Raw genomic sequence first — 17,302 nt, 5'->3', positions numbered from 1 at the left:
GGACACGACCCGTCAGCGAAGGAGCAACGATGGCCCAGGAGCAGATCCGACCCCAGTCCACCGGTGGCGGCGATGGCGCCGAGCCCGAGGACGGCTTCGGCCAGGTGGGCGCGACCAACGCCGCGCGTGACGAGGACATCGACTCGGTGCTCGACGAGATCGACGGGGTGCTCGAGACCAACGCCGAGGAGTTCGTCAAGGGCTTCGTGCAGAAGGGCGGCCAGTGAGCCGCGAGTCGTCCGACGGGCGGCTGCCCGCGGCCTTCCTGGCCGCGGGCGGCTCGTCCTTCACCGACTTCGTGGCGCAGCACGACCCGCACCTGCTGCCCGGTCGTCGGCCGCTCCACCCCGGCGCCGTCGAGGCGCCCCACGCCACGACGATCGTGACGCTCACCTGGTCGGGCGGGCTCGTCATGGCGGGGGACCGGCGGGCGACCCTCGGCAGCCTCATCGCCAACCGTGACATGCACAAGGTCTTCGCCGCCGACGAGTACTCGCTCGTCGGCATCGCCGGCACGGCGGGCGTGGCCATCGAGATGGTCCGTCTCTTCCAGGTCGAGCTCGAGCACTACGAAAAGGTCGAGGGCGTCGTCATGTCGCTCGAGGGCAAGGCCAACCGGCTCGCCGCCATGCTGCGCGGCAACCTCGGGCTGGCCATGCAGGGCCTGGCCGTCGTGCCCTCCTTCGGTGGCTACGACCTCGCGGTCGGCCGCGGCCGGATCTTCTCCTTCGACGTGACCGGCGGGTGCTACGAGGAGCAGGAGCACCACAGCGTGGGCTCCGGCTCGCTCTTCGCGCGCGGCGCGCTCAAGAAGCTCTGGAGCCCGGGTCTCGACCGGTCGGCGGCCGTGCGCGTCGCGGTCGAGGCCCTGTACGACGCCGCCGACGACGACTCGGCGACCGGCGGGCCCGACGTGCATCGGCGCATCTGGCCGATGGTCGGCGTCGTCGACGACAACGGCGTCCGCTTCGTCGAGGACGCCGAGTGCGCCGGCGTCGTCGCGGCGATCCTCACGGATCGTGGAGGTGCTCGATGACCCAACCACCCTTCTACGTCTCGCCCGAGCAGGTCATGGCCGACCGGGCCGACTTCGCCCGCGCGGGCATCGCCCGGGGGCGCTCGGTGGTCGTCCTCGCCTACGACGAGGGGATCCTCTTCGTCGCCGACAACCCGAGCAACCGCTCGCTGCACAAGGTGGGTGAGGTCTACGACCGCATCGGCTTCGCCGCGGTCGGCAAGTACAACGAGTTCGAGAACCTCCGGGTGGCCGGCATCCGCTACGCCGACCTGCGCGGCTACTCCTACGACCGCTCCGACGTGACCGCCCGGGCGCTGGCCAACGCCTATGCCCAGACGCTCGGCACGGTCTTCACCCAGGACCAGAAGCCCTACGAGGTCGAGATCGTCGTCGCCGAGGTCGGGCACGACGCGGCGGAGGACCGCATCTACCGGCTCACCTACGACGGGTCCGTCACCGACGAGCGCGGTCACGTCGTGATCGGCGGCGCGAGCGAGCGGCTCAACGCGCGGCTCGACGAGGGATGGCGGCCGGGGATGGCGCTCGCGGAGGCCTTCCGGCTGGCGGTCGACGTCCTGGCCGATGCCGACGAAGGGGAGGACACCCCCTTCGACGTCCACGCGGACGCGCTCGAGATCGCCGTGCTCGAGCGTTCCCGCCCGCGCCGGTGCTTCCGGCGGATCACCGCACCCGACGGATAGCCTCGGACCGTGGAGCGACGCATCTTCGGGATCGAGACCGAGTTCGGCATCACCGCCGTGTCCGGTGGCCAGCGACGGCTGACGCCGGACGAGGTGGCGCGCTACCTCTTCCGCAAGGTCGTGACCTGGGGCCGCTCGAGCAATGTCTTCCTGCCCAACGGTTCTCGTCTCTACCTCGACGTCGGGAGCCACCCGGAGTACGCGACCGCGGAGTGCGACGACCTGCTGACGCTCATCGCGCACGACCGGGCGGGGGAGCGGATCGTGCAGGACCTCGTCGTCGACGCCCAGGAGCGGCTGCGCGAGGACGGGGTGGCCGGCGAGATCTACGTCTTCAAGAACAACGTCGACTCGGCGGGCAACTCCTACGGCTGCCACGAGAACTTCCTCGTGGCGCGGACCTCGAACTTCGCCGCGGTGACCGACGGTCTGCTGCCCTTCCTCATCACCCGGCAGCTCATCGCCGGTACCGGCAAGATCATGGCCTCCACGCGCGGCGCGCAGTTCTCCGTCAGCCAGCGCGCGGACCACATCTGGGAGGGCGTCTCGTCCGCGACGACCCGCTCCCGGCCGATCATCAACACCCGGGACGAGCCGCACGCCGACGCCGAGTACTACCGGCGGATGCACGTCATCGTCGGTGACTCGACGATGACGGAGACGACGACGCTGCTCAAGGTCGGCGCGGCCCACCTCGTGCTGCGCATGCTCGAGGACGGCGTGGCGCTGCCCGACCTGGCCCTCGACAACCCGATCCGCGCGATCCGCGACATCAGCCTGGACATGACCGGGCGCACGCTGGTCAAGCTCGCCGACGGCCGTCGGATGAGCGGCCTGGAGATCCAGCGCGAGTACCTCGAGCGGGCGGTGGCCCACGCCGACCGCGAGGGGATCGACGATGCGGTGAGCACGCGCGTGCTCGACCTCTGGGAGCGCACGCTCACCGCGATCGAGACCGACGACCTCGCCTCGGTCGGCACCGAGATCGACTGGATCATCAAGTACCGCCTGCTCGACGCCTACGCGGCCAGGCACGGGCTGTCGCTGGGGGACCCGCGCCTGGCCCAGCTCGACCTCGCCTACCACGACATCAACCCCGACCGGGGCGTCCACCACCTGCTGCAGCGCTCCGGCAAGGTGGCGCGGGTCGTCACCGACGAGGACATCGCGGCGGCCGTGGACACCCCACCCCAGACGACGCGCGCGAAGCTGCGCGGCGACTTCGTGCGCACGGCCCGGGCCCACTCGCGGGACGTGACGGTCGACTGGGTGCACCTGAAGATCAACGACGAGGCGCAGCGCACCGTGCTGTGCAAGGACCCCTTCCGCGCGGTGGACGAGCGGGTCGACAAGCTCATCGAGGTCCTCTCCTCGCGCCCGACGCCGACCGGACCCTGAGCCACCCCCGCCGGTCGAGTCAGGCATCGTCCAGACTCGGTGGTTAGGCTGCCCGGGAACGTTTTCCCCGAGCATCGAGGTTGATCCGTGCCGAAGGCCGCCCGCCTGACCACTGCCATCGCGACGTCCACCGCGGCCCTGCTGGCCCTGAGCGCCTGTGGTGGGGACTCCGGCGGGGACGCGACGAGCGACTCCTCGACGTCCGCGTCGGCCTCGGAGACCGCCGCCGCGCCCAGCCCCGAGGACCTCAAGAAGGTCGACGACATCGCGGTCACCGCGGCGAAGGGCAAGAAGGGCCCGTCGATCGAGCTCGAGAAGAAGCCGCTGTCGGTCAGCGAGACGACGTCGAAGGTCATCAAGGAGGGCTCCGGCGACACGCTCGCCGACGACGCCTTCGTCGAGGTGGACCTCGCGATGTTCTCCGGCAAGACCGGCAAGATGATCGAGGGCTCGGAGACCTACACGAGCGACCCGATCGTGCTCGACCTCGGCAACAAGGGCGCCCTGCCGGGTCTCGTGAAGTCGATCAAGGGCCAGAAGATCGGTACCCACGGCGTCTCCGTCATGCCGCCCAAGGACCTCTTCGGCGACGAGGGGATGCCGCAGTACGGCGTCGACGGCAAGGACAACCTCGTCCTCGTCTACGACGTGCGCGACGAGATGCCGACGAAGGCGGAGGGCAAGGAGGTCGAGCCGCAGGCCGGCCTGCCCACCGTGAAGTGGAAGGCCGACGCCCCGGCCGACATCAGCATCCCGAAGGACGCGAAGAAGCCGACCAAGCTCGTCACCGAGAAGCTCGTCGAGGGCACGGGCGAGACGGTGAAGAAGGGCGACACCGTCTACGTCAGCTACACCGGCGTCACCTGGGATGACGGCAAGGTCTTCGACAGCTCGATGAAGGACGGCCGCGGGCCCTTCTCCTTCCCGGTCGGCCAGCAGGCCGTCATCCCCGGCTGGGACAAGGCCGTCGAGGGCGCCAAGGTCGGAGACCGCCTCCTCGTCGTCGTCCCGCCGAAGGAGGGCTACGGCAAGCAGGGCACGCCCGACGGCTCCATCAAGCCCGACGCCACCCTGGTCTTCACCGTCGACATCCTCGGCGCCCCCTGATCCACCGACCCGTACGCCACCCCCACCCAAGGAGACGCACATGCCGTTCGACCCCAGCACCACCAAGCCCGAGATCGACTTCCCGGAGGGCGCCGCGCCCACCGAGCTGGTCGTCGAGGACATCACCGTCGGTGACGGCGCCGAGGTGACCGCCGGGTCGCCCATCCAGGCCCACTACGTCGGTGTCGCCCACTCCACCGGCGAGGAGTTCGACGCCTCGTGGAACCGTGGCGCCCCGCTCGCGTTCACCGCGGGCATCGGCCAGGTCATCCAGGGCTGGGACCAGGGCCTGCTCGGCATGAAGGAGGGTGGTCGTCGCAAGATCACCATCCCGCCGCACCTCGGCTACGGCGACCGTGGCGCCGGCGCGGCCATCAAGGGCGGCGAGACCCTGATCTTCGTCGTCGACCTCGTCCAGGTCGGCTGACCTCCCCTTCGCCCGTACGCACCTGAAGCCGCATTGCCCTAGGGGAATGCGGCTTCAGGTGTGCATTGCCCTAGGGCAATGCAGCGAGGTGGGCCGCATGGCGGCCGGCCAGAGCTGCGGTGAGGAAGGGCGTCACGTCCTCCGCCGCGGCCCTGCCCATGCTCACGAGCGGCACGGGGGAGACCACGAGGTCCTCGGCGACACCGGTGGTCGGGAGCGTGATGACACGCGGGGAGCCCGCGGCCGTCGCGACGGCGGCGTCGACCTGCTCGCGCACCTGCGGCCAGGGCGTCTCGGTGGACTCGGGCAGGACGACGTCGGCCGCCCCGAGGAGCGCGCGCGAGAGGACCGTCGCCGTGTGGTGCGACAGCCCCCGGTGCCGCGCCCGTGGGTCGCTGCCGGAGACGCGCGGTACCGCGATGCCGTGCCCGCGCAGGACGTGGACGGCGTTGAGCACGTCACCGGAGGACAGCCCGGACCAGCCCCACGTCGTCGACGACCCGGCATTGCCCGGACCCTGCGCCACGACGGCCACGTCGCAGCCGAGCACGTGGCGGGCGGCGAGCAGCGCGGAGTGCACGGTGATCGCCTCGTGCTCGGCGCCGAAGGCCTGCCCGGCCGAGATCGTCGTGGCGAGCCAGCCGGCGTCGACGAGCCGGGCGACGCTGTCGGACAGGGCGAAGGGGAGGGCCGCCGAGTCGGTCATGACGTATGCGACGCGCGCCCTCGGCGCCGCGGCCCGGATCCCGGCGAGCACCGCGGGTAGGGCGGAGTGCAGCTCGGCGACGACCACCGGCATCCCCTGCAGGTCGCCGTCGGCGATCGCCGGGTGGTCGCGCATCGCCTCGTGGTGCGGCGACTCCTGCTCCTCGAGCGCGAGGACCATGTCCTGCAGCGGCGTGTAGCGGGCCTTGACGATGTGCCCGGGCGCGTCGTCGGGATCGGCGGGCGGGCGGGTGGCGTCAGCGACGACGAGGGCGAGACCGCCGGTGCCGAGGCCGCGGCGCAGGGCCGACACGTTGAGCAGGACCGTGTCGCCGACCGCGGGGGTCCCGACGAGCCCGGTGAGGGCGAGCGCGGGGGTGTCGCTCCCGTCGACCTCCACGCGCAGGCGGGCCGCCCCGGGGCGGGAGCCGGTGACCTCGCGGACGGTGCCGCTGCGCCAGTGGATCATGTGCGGCAGGTTAGCCTCAGCGTGACGAAGGGAGCGATGTGGCAGCACCCAACACCCCCGCCGCGAAGACCGAGCGGTTGCTCAACTTGACGATGAGCCTGCTCTCCGCGCGGATCCCCGTGCCCAAGCAGCGGATCCGCACGATGGTCGAGGCCTACCACCTGGTCGAATCGGACGAGGCCTTCGACCGGATGTTCGAGCGCGACAAGGAGGACCTGCGCGCCATGGGCATCCCCCTCGTCACCGAGGACATCGGGATCTTCGAGGACGAGCAGGGCTACCGCATCGACCAGCGCGAGTACGCGCTGCCGCCCGTCGAGCTCGCCGCCGACGAGCGCGCCGTCGTCGGGCTCGCCAGCCGTGCGTGGGCGCACGCCGCGATGGCCGGCACCGCCGCGACCGCCTGGCGCAAGGTCGCCGCGGACGACGAGGTGGGGGAGGACCCCTTCGCCGGTCTGGAACCACGCCTGGGCGGCGCCGAGCCCGCCTTCGAGCCGCTGAAGGACGCCGTGCTCGCCTCCGTGCGGGTGCGCTTCGACTATGCCCGACCCGGCGCCGACGGCGCGCAGACCCGCCACGTCGAGCCCTGGTACCTCACGGCCTGGCACGGTCGCTGGTACCTCGTCGGCCACGACCTGGACCGCGAGGCGCCGCGCGTCTTCCGCCTCTCCCGGATCGCGTCGGCGGTCACGACGACCCGCGAGGCCGTCACCGGTGAGATCCCCGAGGACGTCGACCCGGTCCGCATGATCGCCGCCGTCGACGGTGACGCGCCGCAGCCGAGCGAGTCCGTGCTCCGCGTCCGCGTCGATGCCGGCCACGGGCTGCGGCGACGGGCCACGTCGGTCGAGTCGATCGACGAGCAGTGGGACCGCGTGGTCGTCGACCACGGGGGCACCGGCGCCTTCGCCGGCGAGATCGCCAGCCACGGCGCCGACGTCGTCGTCGAGGGTCCGGCGGAGCTGCGGGAGGCGGTCGTCGCCCGGCTGCGGTCGGTGCTCGAGACGCACGAAGGGAGTCCCCGATGAGTCGTCCCACCGTCGAGTCCGCGACGAGTCGGGTGCAGCGCCTGCTGACGATGGTCCCGTGGCTCGTGGGCCGTCAGGGCATCGAGATCGACGAGGCCGCTGCCGGGCTCGGGATCACCGAGCAGCAGCTCGTCGCCGACCTGGAGCTGCTCTTCGTCTGCGGCTACGGGCAGATGCCCGACGAGCTGATCGAGGTCAGCTACGAGGGCGGCCGGGTCTTCGTCACCAACGCGGACGCGATCGCGCGCCCCCTGCGGCTGACCGTCGACGAGGCCATCGCCCTCACCGTCGGCCTGCGCTCGCTCGCCGCGAGCGGGGCGGGGGAGAGCAGCGCCGTGGAGCGCGCCCTCGCCAAGCTCGAGGGCGCGACCGGGACGATCCCCGGCGTCGAGCGCGTGGTGGTCGTCGAGGACGACACCGACACCGGGCGGACGACGGCCGCGCTGCGCGACGCCCTGTCCTCCGGGCGCCGGGTGCACCTGACCTACCACGTGCCGAGCCGCGACGAGCGCACCGAGCGTGATGTCGACCCGATGCGCCTGGCCCACGTCGAGGGCCACTGGTACCTCGAGGGCTGGTGCCACCGGGCGCAGGACGTGCGCCTCTTCCGCGTGGACCGCATCGAGGCGGTCGACGTGCTCGACGAGGCCGCCGAGCCACCGGACGGCGTGGCCGCCCGTGACCTCAGCGCGGGTGCGTACCAGCGCAGCGAGGACGACGTCCCGGTGAGGCTGCGGCTGCGCCCGTCCGCCCACTGGATCGCGGAGTACTACCCGGTGACATCTCGGCAAACGGCCGGCGAAGACCTGGTCGTCACCCTGCCGACCGGCGACGAGGGATTCCTGCGCCGTCTCGTGCTGCGGCAGGGCGCCGACGTCGAGATCCTCGAGCCGGCGGCCCACCGTGCCGATGTCGCGGGTGCCGCGGCGGCCGCGCTCACCGCCTACGGTGCTGCCTGAAGACGACCGGCGCACCCAGCACCGGGTCGTACACTGACGACGTACACGCGACGAAAGGCACTGCCATGCCCAGCCTGGGTCCCATGGAAATCATCCTCATCCTGCTCGTCATCCTCCTGCTCTTCGGGTTCAAGAAGCTGCCGGACGCCGCGCGCAGCGTCGGCAAGTCCGCCCGCGTCTTCAAGGCCGAGGTCAACGAGATGAAGGAAGAGGACCGGCAGCGCGAAGAGGCCAAGAAGTCGCGGCCGGCTGACACCACGCCCACCGCCGACGGCAACGCCGTCATCGACGAGGCCAAGCCGCGGACGGACAACCAGTCCGGCCCGGTCGCCTGAGTCACACCCCCTTCGCCCCCTCACGCATGGCCCGTCGCCCCCACACGCCCAAGGATCCCGAAGGGCGGATGCCGCTCAAGGAGCACCTGCTCGAGTTCCGCAACCGGCTGATGATCGCCGCTGCCGCGATCGTCGTCGGCGCGATCGTCGGCTGGATCATCTACAACCCGGTGCACATCGGGGCGTGGACGTACGGGGGCATCTACAAGCAGCTGACCTACCCCTTCGACGAGTACAAGGCCTCGAACCCCGACAGCGTCGTCACGCTGAACTTCGGCAACGCGACCTCGGCCTTCACGACGCAGCTCGGCCTGTCGATCTTCACCGGCGTGCTCATCTCGAGCCCCGTGTGGGTCTGGCAGATCTGGGCCTTCATCCTGCCCGGCCTGACCCGGCGCGAGCGCCGCATGTCGATCGGCATCTTCGCCACGGCGCTGCCGCTCTTCCTCGCGGGCTGCTTCTTCGCCTACCAGACGCTGCCCAAGGCGCTGCTCATCCTCTTCGGGTTCACGCCCGACGACAACAAGTCGAGCAACATCCAGCAGGCGAGCGACTACTTCACCTTCATCACCCGGTTCATCCTCGCCTTCGGCCTGGCGTGGCTGCTCCCGGTCTTCCTCGTCGGGCTGTGCGCGCTCGGCGTGCTGTCGGGCAGGACCCTGAAGAAGTCGTGGCGGATGGCGATCCTGCTGATCTTCATCGCGTCCGCGGTCATCACGCCGACACCCGACCCGTTCACGATGTTCCTGCTCGCCGGCCCGCTCTGCGCGCTGTACTTCATCGCCCTCGCGATCTGCCTGGTCATCGACCGGCGCCGGGTCGCGGCGGGCGAGGAGCCCGACTGGTCCGACCTCCCGGACGACCAGGCCTCGCCGCTCACCTAGTCTCGACGCATGCACCGCGTCACCGCCGAGCGCATCGGCCTGCTCGTCAACCCCACGGCGGGACGGCACCGGGGCCAGCAGGTCGGCACACGCGTGGCCGACCTCCTCGAGGCCGCCGGCCGTGAGGTCATCGACCTGACCGGTCTGGACGCCGCCCGGGCGGAGGCCAAGGCCCGCGCGGCCATCGAGGGCGGGGACATCGACCTGCTCGTCGTCGCCGGGGGCGACGGGGCCGCGGGCCTCGGGGCCAACCTCTGCGCCGACACCGACGTCCCGCTCGGTGTGGTCGCCGTGGGGACCGGCAACGACAACGCCCGCGAGCTCGGCCTGCCGGTCCACGACGTCGCGGCCTCCGTCGAGCGCATCCTCGCCGGCGGGACCCGCCGGATCGACCTCGGCCGCGTCACCACCACCGGCGGCGAGCACGTGCGCGACTTCCTCGGCGTCCTCTCCTGCGGGTTCGACGCGGTGGTCAACGAGCGCGCCAACCGGATGGTCTGGCCCAGGGGACCGCAGCGCTACAACCTGGCGATCCTGCGCGAGCTGCCCGTCTTCGGGCCGATCCACTACGAGCTGACGATCGACGGCCGGGAGCGCGAGATCGACGGGATGCTCGTGTGCATCGCCAACGGCCGGGCCTTCGGGGGCGGCATGAAGGTCGCGCCCGGTGCCGACGTCGAGGACGGCCTGCTCGACGTCGTCATCGTCCACGACCTCCCGATGCACACCTTCCTGTCGGTCTTCCCCAAGGTCTTCAAGGGGACCCACACCTCCCACCCCGCGGTCGAGACCATCCGCGGCGCGCGGGTGACGCTCGCCACCGACCGCATCGTCACCTACGCCGACGGCGAGCGGGTGGCGCCGCTGCCGCTCACCGTCGAGGCGGCACCCGGCGCGCTGTCGATCGTGCGCTGAGCCGCTGGCATAGCGTGGGCACATGTCCACGCCCGCTCCCGAGCTCACCGCCTTCACCGCCTCGCAGGACTTCGACCTCGACCCCTTCCAGATCGAGGCCTGCGCCGCGGTCGAGGCCGGGCACGGGGTCCTCGTCGCGGCGCCGACCGGTGCCGGCAAGACGATCGTGGGCGAGTTCGCCGTGCACCTGGCCCTGCAACGCGGCCAGAAGGCCTTCTACACCACCCCGATCAAGGCCCTGAGCAACCAGAAGTACCACGAGCTCGTCGCCACCCACGGCGCCGACGACGTCGGGCTGCTGACGGGCGACATCTCCGTCAACGGCGAGGCCTCGGTCGTCGTCATGACGACCGAGGTCCTGCGCAACATGATCTACGCGGGCTCCTCGACGCTCGACACCCTCGCCTTCGTCGTCATGGACGAGGTGCACTACCTCGCGGACCGGTTCCGCGGAGCGGTGTGGGAGGAGGTCATCATCCACCTGCCGCGCTCGGTCCAGGTCGTCTCGCTCTCGGCGACCGTGAGCAACGCCGAGGAGTTCGGTGCCTGGTTGGCCGAGGTGCGCGGCGGGACCGAGGTGATCGTCTCGGAGGTCCGCCCCGTGCCGCTGTGGCAGCACATGCAGGTCGGCCGCGACGTCCACGACCTCTTCGTCGACGACGGCCGGCACGACGACTCGCCGGCCAAGGTCAACCCGCAGCTGCTCGACGCCATCCGGGCGCGCACCCGCGGCCTCGGGGACGAAGGGGACACCCGCGGCGGTGGTCGAGGGGGCCGGGACCGCCGTGGTCGTGGCCGACCCGGTCCGCGCGGCGGAGGCGGTCAGGGGTCACGCGGCGGGGGATCCCGCTTCGGCGGCGCGGCCTCGCGCACCGAGGTCATCCAGGGGCTCGACCGCGACGGCCTGCTCCCGGCGATCACCTTCATCTTCAGCCGCGCGGGGTGCGACGGCGCCGTCGGCCAGATGCTCGCCGGCGGGGTGCGACTCATCCCCGAGCGCGACGGCGAGCGCAACCGCCGCACGGTCGAGGAGCGCGCCGCGGTGCTCGAGGGCGAGGACCTGGACGTGCTGGGGTACCACCAGTTCGTCGAGGGCATCTCCCGCGGCTTCGCGGCCCACCACGCGGGCATGCTCCCGCTCTTCCGCGAGATCGTGGAGGAGCTGTTCACCACCGGCCGCATCCGGGCGGTCTTCGCGACGGAGACGCTCGCGCTCGGCATCAACATGCCCGCGCGCACCGTCGTGCTCGAGAAGCTGGTGAAGTTCAACGGCGAGTCCCACGTGGAGATCACCCCCGCGGAGTACACCCAGCTCACCGGTCGCGCCGGCCGCCGCGGGATCGACGTCGAGGGCCACGCGCTCGTCGTGTGGTCGCGCGGGATGGACCCGATGGCGGTGGCGGGCCTGGCGCAGACCCGGACCTACCCCCTTCGCTCCAGCTTCCGGCCCACGTACAACATGGCGGTCAACCTCGTCGCCCAGGTCGGGCGCCAGACGGCGCGCGAGGTGCTCGAGACCTCCTTCGCGCAGTTCCAGGCCGACCGCTCGGTCGTCGGTCTCGCCACGCAGGTGCGTGAGCAGCAGGAGTCGCTCGAGGCCTACGCCGAGGCGATGCACTGCCACGTCGGGGACTTCCGTGAGTACGCGGCGATCCGCCGGCGCATCACCGACCTCGAGAAGGAGGGCGCCCGCGCGCGCGGCGCCAACCGGCGCGCCGAGATCGCCGTCTCCCTCGAGGCCCTCAAGGTCGGTGACATCGTGCGCATCGGCGGTCGCAAGTCCGGCATCGCGCTCGTCATCGCCCCGCCGCGCTCGTACAAGGGGGGGCAGTCGGCGCCCACCGTGCTCACCGAGCACAAGCAGGTGCGGCGGCTCACCGTCGCCGACCTCGACCGGGTGGTGACCCCCTTCGGTCGGCTGGCGGTGCCCAAGAGCTTCAACCCGAGGTCCGCCAAGCAGCGCGCCGACCTCGCGGCGACGCTGCGCATCAAGGCGCCGCACGAGGACGCGCCGAGCGTGCAGCGGCACGCGGCCGAGAGCGCCCGGAGCGAGGACGAGCGCCTCACCGAGCTGCGCCGTGAGCTCAAGGCCCACCCGTGCCACCAGTGCCCGGAGCGCGAGGACCATGCCCGCTGGGCCGCCCGGTGGTGGAAGCTCAAGCGGGAGAGCTCCGCCCTGCAGCGCAAGGTCGAGCAGCGGACCAACTCGGTGGCGCAGACCTTCGAGCGGATCTGCGCGGTGCTCGTCCAGCTGGGCTACCTCGGCGAGGACGGCGAGAGCGTGACCGACCTCGGCAGCCGGCTGCGGCGCCTCTACACGGAGAAGGACCTGCTCGCCGCCGAGTGCCTGCGCGGCGGCGCGTGGAAGCGCCTCGACCCCGCCGAGCTCGCCGCGGTCGTCTCGATGCTCGTCCACGAGCCCCGGCGCGACGAGCACGACCCGTTCCCGCGGATGCCCACGGACAACGTCTCGGACGCATGGCAGGACATGGTCCGCCGGTGGAGCGAGCTGGAGGACCTCGAGGGCGCGAACGCGCTGCAGCAGACCGGCGAGCCCGACGGGGGACTGGCCTGGGCCGTGCACCGCTGGGCGAGCGGTCGGCGCCTCGACGAGGTGCTCTCGGGTTCGGACCTCACCGCCGGCGACTTCGTGCGCCGGTGCAAGCAGGTCGTCGACCTGCTCGACCAGGTCGGTGACGCCGCCCCCGAGCCGCACCTGCGCGGCGTCGCCCGCACCGCGGTCGACAAGGTGATGCGGGGCGTCGTCGCGGCCGACCGGCTGGACTGACCTCCCCTTCGCCCAACCTGAACCCGCATTGCCCTAGGGGAATGCAGACCTGAACCCGCATTGCCCTAGGGGAATGCAGAGTCAGGGGCTCGGGTCAGGGGGCGACGGAGCGAAGGGCGGTGCCCACCCGGTCGAAGGGTCCGGTGAGGTCGTGCTCGATGGCCATCCGGCTCATCGCGACCGGGTCGACGATGTCCGGCGGCAGGTGCAGGTCGAGGTCCCCGACCGGCACGTCGTGCGCGACCCGGACGACGAGCGGGGCCACGTCGAGGTAGGCGGTGGCCTCCTCGAGGCGGGCGCGGCGGGCGCCCTTGATCCCGGGGTGGCCCGAGTCGACCGCGGCGCGGATGCCGGCGAGCGAGCCGTACTCCGCGATGAGTGCGGCGGCGGTCTTCTCACCGATGCCCTTGACGCCCGGCAGTCCGTCGCTGGTGTCGCCGCGCAGCGCCGCCATGTCGACGTACGCGTCGCCGCTGTCGACCCCGTACCTGGCGGCGAGGAAGGCCTGGTCGACGACATCGGGGTCGCGCACGCCACCGCGCGCCGTGTACAGGACCCGGGTGGAGGAGGCGTCGTCGACGAGCTGGAAGAGGTCCCGGTCGCCGGTGACGACGTCGACCGGCATGACGCCCCGGTGCGCCATGGCCAGGGTCCCGATGACGTCGTCGGCCTCGTAGTGGGCCGCCCCGATGCGCGGGATGCCGATGGCGGCGAGCGCCTCGACGATGAGCGGCACCTGGGGGAGCAGTTCGTCGGGCACGTCCTCGCCCTCGGTCGCGTCCTCGGCGACGCGGTGGGCCTTGTACGTCGGGATCGCGTCCACCCGCCACTGCGGGCGCCAGTCGTCGTCCCAGCAGGCGACGAGGTGGGTCGGCCGGTACCGCGTGACGAGCGTGGCGAGCATGTCGAGGAAGCCCGCGACGGCATTGGTGGGCAGCCCGGATGGACCACCGCTGCGGGCCGGCACCCCGTAGAAGGCACGGAAGTACAGCGAGGCGCTGTCGAGCAGCAGGAGCCGGGAGGACGCCGAGTCGGACATGGGCCCGACCTTACGGGTCGCTCGCCTATGGTTCACCCATGGAACCGGCGGACCGACGGATCATCGACCTCCTGCGCGCCGACGGTCGCATGAGCTACACGGACCTGGGCAAGGCCATCGGCCTGTCCACCTCCGCGGTGCACCAGCGGGTGCGACGGCTCGAGGAGCGCGGGGTCATCACCGGCTACGCCGCCGTCGTCGACACCTCCGCGCTCGGGACCCCGCTCACGGCCTTCGTCGCGGTGGCACCGCTGGACCCGCGCGACCCGGACGACATCCCCGACCGTCTGCGCGACATCGACGAGATCGACGCGTGCTACTCGGTCGCGGGGGACACCAACTACCTCCTGCGCGTGCGCGTCGGGACCCCGCAGGACCTCGAGGAGCTGCTCGCCCGGGTGCGCACCCGGGCCGGTGTCTCCACGCGCACGACGATCGTCCTCACCACCCCGTGGGAGTGACGGTGCAGCTCGTCGGGCGTCTGGTGCTGGCGCTCCTCGGTGGCCTGGCCCTCTGGCTCGCCTTCCCCGACCACGACCTCGCCCACCTCGCGATCGTCGGCGTGGCCCTCGTCGGCATCGCGATGTGGGACGTGCGTCCCCGGGTCGGCTTCCTGCTCGGGCTCGTCGCCGGTCTGGCCTGCTTCGTGCCGACGCTCAGCTGGTCGGGGATCTTCGTCGGTCGGTTCCCGTGGTTCGCGCTCGCGACCTTCGAGGCGCTCTACGTCGCCGTCATGGGTGCCCTCCTCGTCGCGCTCCAGCGACCACTCCTGCGCGCCGGCCACCCGTTGCCCGCCGCCCTGCTCATCCCCGTCATGTGGGTCCTGCAGGAGTGGACCCGCGGGAGCCTGCCGTACGGCGGCTTCCCGTGGGCCCGCATCGCCTTCACCCAGGCGGAGACCCCCTTCGCCCGCTGGGCCGCGGTCGGTGGGGCGCCACTCATCACCCTCGCCGTCGCCGTCGTCGCGGTCCCGCTCGTGCTGGTCGTCGTGACGCGGCGCCCCCCCGTCGTCGCCCTCGCCCTGGCGGTGGTCGCGGTCGTCGGCACCGCGCTCGTCCCCGTGCCGACGAGCGGTGACTCGACGGCCCGGGTCGGCCTCGTGCAGGGCAACGTGCCGCGCGCCGGCCTCGACTTCAACGCGGAGCGGCGCCAGGTGCTCGACAACCACGTCGCGGGGACCGAGCGCCTGGCGAGCCGCGAGGGCGACCTCGACCTGGTCGTCTGGCCGGAGAACTCCTCCGACATCGACCCCCTGCGCAACACCGACGCCCGTCGCCAGGTGCAGCGCGCCCTCGACGCCGTCGACACCCCGATCATCGTCGGAGCGATCCTCGACGAGCCCGCCCCGGCCGTCTCCAACGCCTCGCTGTACTACCGGCCCGGCGGCGGAGAGCCCGAGCGCTACGTCAAGCAGCACCCCGTGCCCTTCGCCGAGTACGTGCCGCACCGCGACTTCTACCGCCTCTTCAGCGACAAGGTCGACCTCGTGCGCGTCGGCTTCGCCAAGGGCGAGCGCAATGCCGCCTTCTCCGTGGAGGGCCGGGACGGGACCTTCTCCGCCGTCCCGACGATCTGCTTCGAGGTGGCCTACGACGGCCTCATGCGCTCGGCCGTCAAGGACGCGGAGGCGAAGGGGGACCCCAGCCTGCTCGTCGTGCAGACCAACAACGCGACCTTCGGCTACACGGCCGAGTCGACGCAGCAGTACGCGATCTCGCGGATCCGGGCCATCGAGCACGGGCGCAGCATCGCGCACGTCTCGACCGTGGGCGTCTCGGGGTTCATCAACCCCGACGGCTCCAGCAGCCCGGTCACCGGGCTCTTCACCGCCGCCCAGCCCGTCGAGGACGTCGTCCTGCGCAGCGGGCTGACGCTCTCCGACCGTCTCGGGCCGTGGGTCGAGATCGGCTGCGCGCTCGTCCTCCTCCTCGCCGTGGGCTGGCGGGTCCGCCGAGGGGCGACGGGTAGGGTCGGAGGCCAGCCCACGTCCCACCCGACCGAGGAAGTCACCACAGGTGCCTGAGACCAGCAGCGCCCAGCGCCCGCCCATCGAGCGGGTCGCCGTGCTCATCCCCACCTACAACGAGCGGGAGAACCTCCCGCCCATCGTCGCGCGCGTGCGGGCCAGCGTCCCGGGCGCCGACGTCGTCGTCCTCGACGACAACTCGCCCGACGGCACCGGGCAGGTCGCCGACGAGCTGGCCGCCCACGACGACCACGTCACGGTCCTGCACCGTGAGGGCAAGGAGGGTCTCGGCGCCGCCTACCTCGCCGGGTTCTCGTGGGCACTCGCCCAGGGTTACGACGCCGTCGTCGAGATGGACGCCGACGGCTCGCACCGGCCGGAGCACCTGCCCACGATGCTCGAGGCCGCTGCCGATGCCGACCTCGTCATCGGGTCGCGCTACGTGCGCGGCGGCAAGATCGTCAACTGGCCGGTGGACCGCAAGGCGATCAGCATGGCCGGCAACCTCTACATCAAGGCCATCCTCGGCATGCCGGTCAACGACGCGACCGCGGGCTACCGGGTCTACCGCGCGGAGACGCTGCGCACCATCGGGCTCGACCAGGTGCAGAGCGCCGGCTACGTCTTCCAGACCGACCTGACCGTGCGCACCGTGCGCGCCGGACTGAAGGTCGTCGAGGTGCCGATCACCTTCGTCGAGCGCGAGATCGGCGAGTCCAAGATGGACGGTGACGTCGTGCGCGAGTCGATGCTGCGGATCAGCCGCTGGGGCCTGGCGCACCGCAGGTCCCAGGTGCGCGGCCTCCTCGACCGAGAGCCCACGTGGCACCGCCTCTGAGTCCCGGTCGCACCCCGCGACGCCGCCGGCGCGTCGCGCTGGTCCCGCTCGCGCTCGTGCTCTGGCTGGTCCTCGAGGTGGTCGTGCTCGCCCTCGTCGCCCGCTGGGTCGGCGTCCTGTGGACCGTGCTCGCCGTCGTCGGGCTGTCCGCGCTCGGCGCCTGGCTGCTGCGGCGCGAGGGTCGGCGGACGTGGACCGCGCTGCGCTCGGCGCTGCGCACCGGTCAGATGCCCAGCCGCGAGATCGCCGACACGATCCTCGTCTGGGTCGGGGGAGCGCTTCTCACCCTGCCCGGCTTCGTCTCTGGCGTCATCGGACTGGTCTTCGTCCTGCCCTTCACGCGACCGGTAGCGCGTATCGGCCTCGAGACGATCGTGGCCCGCCGGCTGCTCGCCGCTGGCCTGTCGGTCGCTCCCGGCGAGGCCCGGGTGCGGCGCACCCGCGACCGCGACGTCGAGGGCGACGTCGTCGAGGGCGAGATCGTCGACGAGTAGCCCTTCGAGACGGTTGCTGCGCAACCTCCTCAGGGAGCGGAACTCACCCGGGCGGAACTCACCGGCGGAACTCACCGGGCGTAGCTCAGGGAGCGGGCATGACGAAGGGGGGGCGCCCACCGGATCGGTGGGCGCCCCCCCCTTCGTACGTGCTGGATCAGGCGCTGCGCTTGCGCGGCTTCTCGCCACGCTTGGCGCGCAGGAGCGCCAGACGCTCCTCGAGGAGCTCCT

18 protein-coding genes are annotated in these 17,302 nt (G+C 71.9%); 16 read left to right on the top strand and 2 right to left on the bottom strand.

Translation table 11 applies throughout. From position 1 onward, the window contains the following. The first annotated feature begins 29 nt into the window (after positions 1-29). From ABC138_RS05305 to ABC138_RS05280, 6 genes are all read left to right on the top strand, one after another. Positions 30-227 carry a ubiquitin-like protein Pup gene (locus ABC138_RS05305; protein WP_068324131.1) on the top strand — a complete coding sequence of 66 codons (198 nt, stop codon included), beginning with the start codon at positions 30-32 and terminating at the stop codon, positions 225-227. Beyond that, complete coding sequence (gene prcB, locus ABC138_RS05300; RefSeq protein ID WP_068324143.1) at positions 224-1,036, top strand: proteasome subunit beta; 813 nt, start codon at positions 224-226, stop codon at positions 1,034-1,036. The genes ABC138_RS05305 and prcB overlap by 4 nt, the downstream gene beginning before the upstream one ends. Then, positions 1,033-1,719 carry a proteasome subunit alpha gene (gene prcA, locus ABC138_RS05295; protein ID WP_068324146.1) on the top strand — a complete coding sequence of 229 codons (687 nt, stop codon included), beginning with the start codon at positions 1,033-1,035 and terminating at the stop codon, positions 1,717-1,719. The genes prcB and prcA overlap by 4 nt, the downstream gene beginning before the upstream one ends. Before the next feature lie 9 nt (positions 1,720-1,728). Further along, positions 1,729-3,117 (top strand): Pup--protein ligase, encoded by a 1,389-nt coding sequence (gene pafA / locus ABC138_RS05290; RefSeq protein ID WP_068324148.1) that lies wholly within the window; start codon positions 1,729-1,731, stop codon positions 3,115-3,117. A gap of 87 nt (positions 3,118-3,204) precedes the next feature. After that, a complete protein-coding gene (locus tag ABC138_RS05285; protein ID WP_068324151.1) occupies positions 3,205-4,224 on the top strand; it encodes an FKBP-type peptidyl-prolyl cis-trans isomerase in 1,020 nt (339 codons plus the stop codon). Positions 4,225-4,264: 40 nt separating this feature from the next. Continuing rightward, positions 4,265-4,651: an FKBP-type peptidyl-prolyl cis-trans isomerase gene (locus tag ABC138_RS05280; RefSeq protein ID WP_068324154.1), complete on the top strand. Its 387-nt coding sequence runs from the start codon at positions 4,265-4,267 to the stop codon at positions 4,649-4,651. 70 nt (positions 4,652-4,721) lie between these two features. Here the strand turns inward: ABC138_RS05280 and ABC138_RS05275 are convergent, their stop codons facing one another. Next, the gene (locus ABC138_RS05275) at positions 4,722-5,825 is read right to left on the bottom strand and encodes a DUF3866 family protein (protein ID WP_345912944.1); all 1,104 of its coding nucleotides are present in this window, start codon (positions 5,823-5,825) and stop codon (positions 4,722-4,724) included. Between the two features lie 38 nt (positions 5,826-5,863). Between ABC138_RS05275 and ABC138_RS05270 the strand changes: the two genes are divergently transcribed. The 6 genes from ABC138_RS05270 (at position 5,864) to ABC138_RS05245 (ending at position 12,734) form a co-directional block, all read left to right on the top strand. Beyond that, a complete protein-coding gene (locus tag ABC138_RS05270) occupies positions 5,864-6,853 on the top strand; it encodes a WYL domain-containing protein (RefSeq protein WP_068324160.1) in 990 nt (329 codons plus the stop codon). After that, the gene (locus ABC138_RS05265; protein WP_345912943.1) at positions 6,850-7,812 is read left to right on the top strand and encodes a WYL domain-containing protein; all 963 of its coding nucleotides are present in this window, start codon (positions 6,850-6,852) and stop codon (positions 7,810-7,812) included. The genes ABC138_RS05270 and ABC138_RS05265 overlap by 4 nt, the downstream gene beginning before the upstream one ends. Before the next feature lie 65 nt (positions 7,813-7,877). Then, positions 7,878-8,147, top strand: a complete 270-nt coding sequence (gene tatA / locus ABC138_RS05260; RefSeq protein ID WP_082807485.1) for a Sec-independent protein translocase subunit TatA — start codon at positions 7,878-7,880, stop codon at positions 8,145-8,147. Between the two features lie 68 nt (positions 8,148-8,215). Next, positions 8,216-9,031, top strand: a complete 816-nt coding sequence (tatC, locus tag ABC138_RS05255) for a twin-arginine translocase subunit TatC (protein WP_068324167.1) — start codon at positions 8,216-8,218, stop codon at positions 9,029-9,031. A 9-nt stretch (positions 9,032-9,040) separates the two neighbouring features. After that, positions 9,041-9,946, top strand: a complete 906-nt coding sequence (locus tag ABC138_RS05250; RefSeq protein ID WP_345912942.1) for a YegS/Rv2252/BmrU family lipid kinase — start codon at positions 9,041-9,043, stop codon at positions 9,944-9,946. Between the two features lie 22 nt (positions 9,947-9,968). Next, entirely contained in the window at positions 9,969-12,734 is a 2,766-nt protein-coding gene (locus tag ABC138_RS05245) for a DEAD/DEAH box helicase (protein ID WP_345912941.1), read from the top strand. A gap of 94 nt (positions 12,735-12,828) precedes the next feature. Here the strand turns inward: ABC138_RS05245 and ABC138_RS05240 are convergent, their stop codons facing one another. Continuing rightward, the gene (locus ABC138_RS05240) at positions 12,829-13,773 is read right to left on the bottom strand and encodes a 5'-3' exonuclease (protein WP_068421491.1); all 945 of its coding nucleotides are present in this window, start codon (positions 13,771-13,773) and stop codon (positions 12,829-12,831) included. A 38-nt stretch (positions 13,774-13,811) separates the two neighbouring features. On the opposite strand from ABC138_RS05240, the gene ABC138_RS05235 reads away from it, so the two are divergent. Genes ABC138_RS05235 through ABC138_RS05220 form a run of 4 tightly spaced genes read left to right on the top strand, consistent with a single transcriptional unit; the run spans position 13,812 to position 17,071 of the window. Continuing rightward, positions 13,812-14,234 carry an AsnC family transcriptional regulator gene (locus ABC138_RS05235; RefSeq protein WP_068421494.1) on the top strand — a complete coding sequence of 141 codons (423 nt, stop codon included), beginning with the start codon at positions 13,812-13,814 and terminating at the stop codon, positions 14,232-14,234. A 2-nt stretch (positions 14,235-14,236) separates the two neighbouring features. Further along, positions 14,237-15,796, top strand: a complete 1,560-nt coding sequence (gene lnt / locus ABC138_RS05230) for an apolipoprotein N-acyltransferase (RefSeq protein WP_245634678.1) — start codon at positions 14,237-14,239, stop codon at positions 15,794-15,796. Beyond that, positions 15,789-16,577 carry a polyprenol monophosphomannose synthase gene (locus ABC138_RS05225; protein WP_068324187.1) on the top strand — a complete coding sequence of 263 codons (789 nt, stop codon included), beginning with the start codon at positions 15,789-15,791 and terminating at the stop codon, positions 16,575-16,577. Before lnt ends, ABC138_RS05225 begins: the two co-directional genes overlap by 8 nt. Beyond that, entirely contained in the window at positions 16,562-17,071 is a 510-nt protein-coding gene (locus ABC138_RS05220) for an FxsA family protein (protein WP_245634679.1), read from the top strand. The genes ABC138_RS05225 and ABC138_RS05220 overlap by 16 nt, the downstream gene beginning before the upstream one ends. Positions 17,072-17,302: the final 231 nt, after the last annotated feature.

The organism is Janibacter sp. LM (assembly GCF_039631275.1).
GTDB lineage: Bacteria > Actinomycetota > Actinomycetes > Actinomycetales > Dermatophilaceae > Janibacter > Janibacter terrae.
This window is presented reverse-complemented; position numbering and strand designations above follow the sequence as displayed.

What these genes read in the sequence shown, in the direction of transcription:
- ABC138_RS05305 (WP_068324131.1), top strand. Translation starts at nt 30, where the DNA reads ATGGCCCAGGAGCAGATCCGACCCCAGTCCACCGGTGGCGGCGATGGC.
- prcA (WP_068324146.1), top strand. Translation starts at nt 1,033, where the DNA reads ATGACCCAACCACCCTTCTACGTCTCGCCCGAGCAGGTCATGGCCGAC.
- ABC138_RS05280 (WP_068324154.1), top strand. Translation starts at nt 4,265, where the DNA reads ATGCCGTTCGACCCCAGCACCACCAAGCCCGAGATCGACTTCCCGGAG.
- ABC138_RS05275 (WP_345912944.1), bottom strand. Translation starts at nt 5,825, where the DNA reads ATGATCCACTGGCGCAGCGGCACCGTCCGCGAGGTCACCGGCTCCCGC.
- ABC138_RS05265 (WP_345912943.1), top strand. Translation starts at nt 6,850, where the DNA reads ATGAGTCGTCCCACCGTCGAGTCCGCGACGAGTCGGGTGCAGCGCCTG.
- tatA (WP_082807485.1), top strand. Translation starts at nt 7,878, where the DNA reads ATGCCCAGCCTGGGTCCCATGGAAATCATCCTCATCCTGCTCGTCATC.
- tatC (WP_068324167.1), top strand. Translation starts at nt 8,216, where the DNA reads ATGCCGCTCAAGGAGCACCTGCTCGAGTTCCGCAACCGGCTGATGATC.
- ABC138_RS05250 (WP_345912942.1), top strand. Translation starts at nt 9,041, where the DNA reads ATGCACCGCGTCACCGCCGAGCGCATCGGCCTGCTCGTCAACCCCACG.
- ABC138_RS05245 (WP_345912941.1), top strand. Translation starts at nt 9,969, where the DNA reads ATGTCCACGCCCGCTCCCGAGCTCACCGCCTTCACCGCCTCGCAGGAC.
- ABC138_RS05240 (WP_068421491.1), bottom strand. Translation starts at nt 13,773, where the DNA reads ATGTCCGACTCGGCGTCCTCCCGGCTCCTGCTGCTCGACAGCGCCTCG.
- ABC138_RS05235 (WP_068421494.1), top strand. Translation starts at nt 13,812, where the DNA reads ATGGAACCGGCGGACCGACGGATCATCGACCTCCTGCGCGCCGACGGT.